5 protein-coding genes and 1 pseudogene are annotated in these 4,486 nt (G+C 71.0%); all 6 read right to left on the bottom strand.

Features of this window, described 5'->3' with window-relative positions; all coding sequences use genetic code 11:
- Nucleotides 1–113: 113 nt before the first annotated feature.
- Nucleotides 114–269: a hypothetical protein gene (locus GBZ26_RS27355; RefSeq protein WP_014197509.1), complete on the bottom strand. Its 156-nt coding sequence runs from the start codon at nt 267–269 to the stop codon at nt 114–116.
- Nucleotides 270–346: 77 nt separating this feature from the next.
- A complete protein-coding gene (locus GBZ26_RS27350) occupies nt 347–1,525 on the bottom strand; it encodes an NAD(P)/FAD-dependent oxidoreductase (RefSeq protein ID WP_174441510.1) in 1,179 nt (392 codons plus the stop codon).
- Between the two features lie 89 nt (nt 1,526–1,614).
- On the bottom strand, nt 1,615–1,947 hold the full coding sequence (locus GBZ26_RS27345) for an HNH endonuclease (RefSeq protein WP_174441509.1): 333 nt from the start codon (nt 1,945–1,947) through the stop codon (nt 1,615–1,617).
- A gap of 18 nt (nt 1,948–1,965) precedes the next feature.
- Nucleotides 1,966–3,327, bottom strand: coding sequence for an ATP-binding protein (locus GBZ26_RS27340; protein WP_174441508.1), 1,362 nt, complete (start codon nt 3,325–3,327; stop codon nt 1,966–1,968).
- 57 nt (nt 3,328–3,384) lie between these two features.
- The gene (locus tag GBZ26_RS27335) at nt 3,385–4,083 is read right to left on the bottom strand and encodes a response regulator (RefSeq protein ID WP_035676932.1); all 699 of its coding nucleotides are present in this window, start codon (nt 4,081–4,083) and stop codon (nt 3,385–3,387) included.
- A 63-nt stretch (nt 4,084–4,146) separates the two neighbouring features.
- Nucleotides 4,147–4,486 (bottom strand): annotated as a pseudogene (locus tag GBZ26_RS27330) (ATP-binding protein); the annotation flags it as partial.

The following is a 4,486-nucleotide window of genomic DNA, read 5'->3' as shown; positions in this document are numbered from 1 at the left end:
CATGCAGCGTGGCGAGTGTCGCGAGTCTCATGTATGGAACAGCACGGGGGGCGTACCCGCTCCGGGGTATGTCGCCCGCGCCCCCCCGCCGGTGCAAGCCCTTCGGGCCGGACTCAGTCCTTGGTCGGCTCCACGTTCTCCGCGCCCTTGCGGGTGCCGCCGAATCGGTCGGCGCCCTTGGCGTCGGGGGCGTCCGGCTTCTTGTGGTTGCCGGTGTTCTGCTGGTCGTCAGTGTGCTTGACGGTTTCTTCGGTGTGGGGCTGCTTCATGGCGGGGCCTCATGCTCCGTTCGGAAAGGTCACCCCATCAACCGGCCAGGCTCGCGCCCGTTCCCTCGGAGGACGCCTCAGATCACATTGGTCTCGAGCAGGGGGCGGTTCTCCACCAGACGCTCGTAGGCGAAGGCCGACAGGTTCAGGCTGCGGTAGGTGCCGGTCGCGATCAGCTCCGCCAGCCCGCGCCCGGCACCCGGCGCCTGTTGCAGACCATGGCCGCTGAAGCCGTTGCAGAACAGGAAATTGCGAAGCTCCGGATGCGGCCCGATGACGGCGTTCTGGTCGATCTCGTTGTATTCGTAGAAGCCGGCCCAGGCGTTGGTGACCTTGATCGCCTCGAAGGCGGGCACGCGCTCGGCCAGCGCCGGCCACATCATCTCCTCGAACAGGTCGTGCTCGACCGTCAGGTCGTCGGTGTCCGGATCGCGGTCGGCCGGCGGCGGGGCGCCGCAGATGAACTGCTTGCCCTCGGGCCGGAACCACACGCCGGACGGGTCGATGACCAGAGGGCAGCCGGGAAGCTCCTCGCGGCAGTCAAACACGAAGACGCAGCGCTTGCGCGCCGCCACCGGCAGGTCGACCCCGGCCATGGTGGCGACGCGGCGGGCCCGCGGTCCGGCGGCGTTGACCGCCACCCCGCAGGACAGCCGCTGCCCGTCGGCCAGACGCACCGCGGTGACCTTGCCGTCGGCGGTGTCGATGCCCGCAACCTCTCCGGCGATCATGGCGACGCCCAGAGCCTTGGCCTTGCGGCGGAAGGCCTGCATCAGGCTGTAGCCGTCGAACCAGCCCTCCCCGGACAGGCCGAGCGAGCCGAGCGCGACCCCATCCACCGACAGCCAGGGGAAGCGGACGGCCAGGTCCTCCGGCGACAGCAGCGCCACGTCGGCGCCGCAGGAGCGCTGAATGGCGTTGTTCCGGCGCAGGATGTCCGCCCCGGCCCCGGTCGCCAGATAGAGGTAGCCCGGCTCGCGCAGGCCGAGGTCCACCAGGTCGCCGTCCACGGACAGATGCTGCGTCGCGTTGCGGATGAAGGACAGGCCGAACTGCGACAGGGCGATGTTCGCCGGGGTCGAGAACTGCTGCCGGATCGAGCTGGCCGACAGGGCGGAGGAGGCGCGCTGGTAGGTCGGGTCCCGCTCCACCACCGCCACGGTGCCGCCGAAGCCGGGGTCGTTCGCCAGGAAATAGGCGACCGCGCAGCCCATCACACCACCGCCGACGATCACGACGTCGTACCGATCCGCCATCGAACGCTCCCGAATTAACCTTGTTTATCGTTCCGGTGATCGGGCCAGAAGGCGGGGCCGGCGTCAAGAGGGCTCAGGAGGGCAATCGCTCACAGCCCGGCGATGGCGCGGGCGACGCTCATCCACTCGTCGCCGGGAGCGGCGTCGCGCAGGGCCAACAGAGGCGGCCAGACGCCCAGGCGGCTGCGGCGGCGCTGGGTGACGAAGCGGTCGATTTCGTCCGCCGTCGGCAGGCGGTCGGCCTTGCGCTGGTTGCAGCGGCGGTGCGCCAGAACGACGTTCGGGGCCGCGTCCAGTCCGCCGTAAGCCAGCGGGATCAGATGGTCGAAGGTCGCCTTGGCCCCCACCGGCTCCCCACAGTAGAAACAGCAACCGCCCTGCTGGACGTCCATGAGGCGGTACTCGTCGGGGCTGACGGGCATGGCTGGGCTCCTGGGGGCTCACACCGGCAGCCGGATCAGCACGCGCAGGCCACCATAGGGGCTGTCGCTGAGCGTGATGTCGCCGCCGTGGCTGCGGGCGACGTCGCGGGCGATGGTCAGCCCCAGCCCGGCGCCGCCGGTCGCCTGGTTGCGGGAGCTGTCCAGCCGGAAGAAGGGCTTGAACACGTCGTCGCGGGACGCCTGCGGGATGCCCGGCCCGTCGTCGTCCACCAGGATGTCGATGAAGCCGTCCTCCCGTTCCGCCCGCACCCAGATGCGGTCGCCGTGGCGCCGCGCGTTGGACAGCAGGTTAGCGAGGCAGCGCCGCGTCGCGTTGGGGCGCAGCGGCAGGGTCAGCCCGTCCGGTGCGACCAGCGCAACTTCCGCCCCCTCGCGTCGGACGCCGGAGACCACCTCGTTGAGGATGCGGGTCAGGTCGGTCGGCTGGACGGCCTCCGTCCCCTCGCCGCGGGCGAAGGCCAGATAGCCCTCGATCATCATCTCCATCTCGGAGACGTCGGTCAGCAACTCCTCGACCTCCGGCCCGTCGCCCAGCATGTCCAGCGCCAGCTTCATGCGGGTCAGCGGCGTGCGCAGGTCGTGGCTGACGCCGGCCAGCATTTCCGTCCGCTGGGTGATCTGGCGGTGGATGCGCTCGCGCATGCGCAGGAAGGCGACGGCGGCCTGCCGCACCTCGGTCGCGCCCTCCGGCTTGAAGTTGCGCACGTCGCGGCCCTTGCCCAGCGCGTCCGCGGCGGCGGCCAGCCGCTTGATGGGGCGGATCTGGTTGCGCATGAAGATGATGGCGACGGTGAACAGCACCAGCGCCGAGCCGACCATCCACAGGATGAAGATGTAGCTGGTCGGGCTGAACAGGCGGCGTTCCGGCGACATCACCGACAGCACGCCGTCGGGCATCTGCACGCGGATCTCGTACCATTCGCGGGTGATGCGGGTGTTGATGGCGAAGGGCCGCCGCACCCGTTCGTGCAGCGCCTTGCTGAGCGTGTTCTCCAGCATGCCGCGCAGCTTCGGCGGGTGGTCGGGCAGGGTGCTGCCGGGCTCCAGCGTCACGATCAGGTCGGTGCTGCGGGCGGTGGCGGCCAGCGTCCAGTTGCGCCCCTCCGGGGTCGGGTCGTGCTCCAGCATGCCGATGACCATGGCGATGTCGCCGGCCACGGCGAAGGCCAGCCGGTTCGTCATGGTGTCCCAGTGCCGGTCGTAGAAGATCCAGGTGGCCACCGCCTGGGCCAGGATGACCGGCGTCACGATGATCAGCAGCGAGCGGCCGAACAGCGTCCGCGGCAGGAACCGCTTCAGCAGCCCCGTTTGCTCACGGCGCGGCATCGGCATCGGTGCGGCGGCGGTGTCGGTGGTCATGGTCCTGGTCCTGGTGCTCTGGGGCCTCTGGGTCCTCTGGGCGCTCCGGCGGCCCCGTCAGGGGTCCGGCCTCAACACATAGCCCTCGCCGCGCACCGTGTGGAGGTAGCGCGGCTCCCGCGGGTCCGGTTCGATCTTGCGGCGCAGGCGGGTCACCTGCACGTCGATGGTGCGGGCGTTGCCGGCGACCTTGCTGCGCTCCGTCAACTCCTCACGCGAGAAGATGGTGCCGGGAGAGGCGGCGAGCACGCGCAGCAGCCCCGCCTCCGCGGTGGTCAGCCGGACCACCTCCTCGCCCGCCCGCAGCTCGTCGCGGTCGGGCAGGTAGATCATCGGGCCGAGCTTCACCGGCTGCGGCGGCACCGGGTCGGCCGGGCGGCTGGCCTGACGGCGCAGGATCGAGTTGATGCGCAGCAGCAGCTCGCGCGGGTTGAAGGGCTTGGCGAGGTAATCGTCGGCCCCGGCCTCCAGCCCGGCGATGCGATCGTCCGGCTCGCCCCGCGCGGTCAGCAGCAGGATGGGCAGGTCGCGCTCCCGCCGCAGCGATTCGGTCAGCTCCAGCCCGGTCTCCCCCGGCATCATGATGTCGAGCACCAGCAGGTCGAAGGCGAGCCCGGCCAGCTTGGCCCGCGCCTCCGCCGCGTCCTTCGCGGTGGCCACCAGGAAGCCGTTGCCGGCGAGATACTTGCGCAGCAGCTCGCGCAGGCGGGTGTCGTCATCGACGACCAGGATGTGGGGCTGGTCTTCTTCGGTCATGGCGCGACTGTAGCGCAAGCGGGCGCCGCGCACCAAGGGAAGCGGCGGCGGCCGGGCAGGGCATCACGCCGCGGCATCGGCGCCCGCGGTCAGCTCCGCCAGGGTGGACAGGATGCGGTTGGGTGCTGCGGGTTTGGTCAGCACGAGACAGCCCGCGTCCTTGGCGGCGCGCACGAGGTCGGCGGACAACTCCCCGGTCAGCAGGATGGCCGGGATGTCCCGACCCAGCACGCCGCGAGGCGTGTGGATGCCGCCCAGGCCGTCGGGGCCGCCGGGCAGCCGGTAGTCGCTGAGGATCGCCGAAGGCGCCGGGAGGGTCGCGTGGCCGGCGGCGAGGGCGGAATCGAGGCTGTCCGGGGCCAGCACCGCGGCCCCGGCCTGATCCAGCCGGAGGGTGCGGGAA

This window comes from Azospirillum formosense, assembly GCF_013340925.1.
Classification (GTDB): Bacteria; Pseudomonadota; Alphaproteobacteria; order Azospirillales; family Azospirillaceae; genus Azospirillum; species Azospirillum formosense.
Note: the sequence above shows the minus strand (reverse complement) of the source record. Positions and strands in the feature narration are given on the sequence as shown.

What these genes read in the sequence shown, in the direction of transcription:
- GBZ26_RS27355 (WP_014197509.1), bottom strand. Translation starts at nt 269, where the DNA reads ATGAAGCAGCCCCACACCGAAGAAACCGTCAAGCACACTGACGACCAG.
- GBZ26_RS27350 (WP_174441510.1), bottom strand. Translation starts at nt 1,525, where the DNA reads ATGGCGGATCGGTACGACGTCGTGATCGTCGGCGGTGGTGTGATGGGC.
- GBZ26_RS27345 (WP_174441509.1), bottom strand. Translation starts at nt 1,947, where the DNA reads ATGCCCGTCAGCCCCGACGAGTACCGCCTCATGGACGTCCAGCAGGGC.
- GBZ26_RS27340 (WP_174441508.1), bottom strand. Translation starts at nt 3,327, where the DNA reads ATGACCACCGACACCGCCGCCGCACCGATGCCGATGCCGCGCCGTGAG.
- GBZ26_RS27335 (WP_035676932.1), bottom strand. Translation starts at nt 4,083, where the DNA reads ATGACCGAAGAAGACCAGCCCCACATCCTGGTCGTCGATGACGACACC.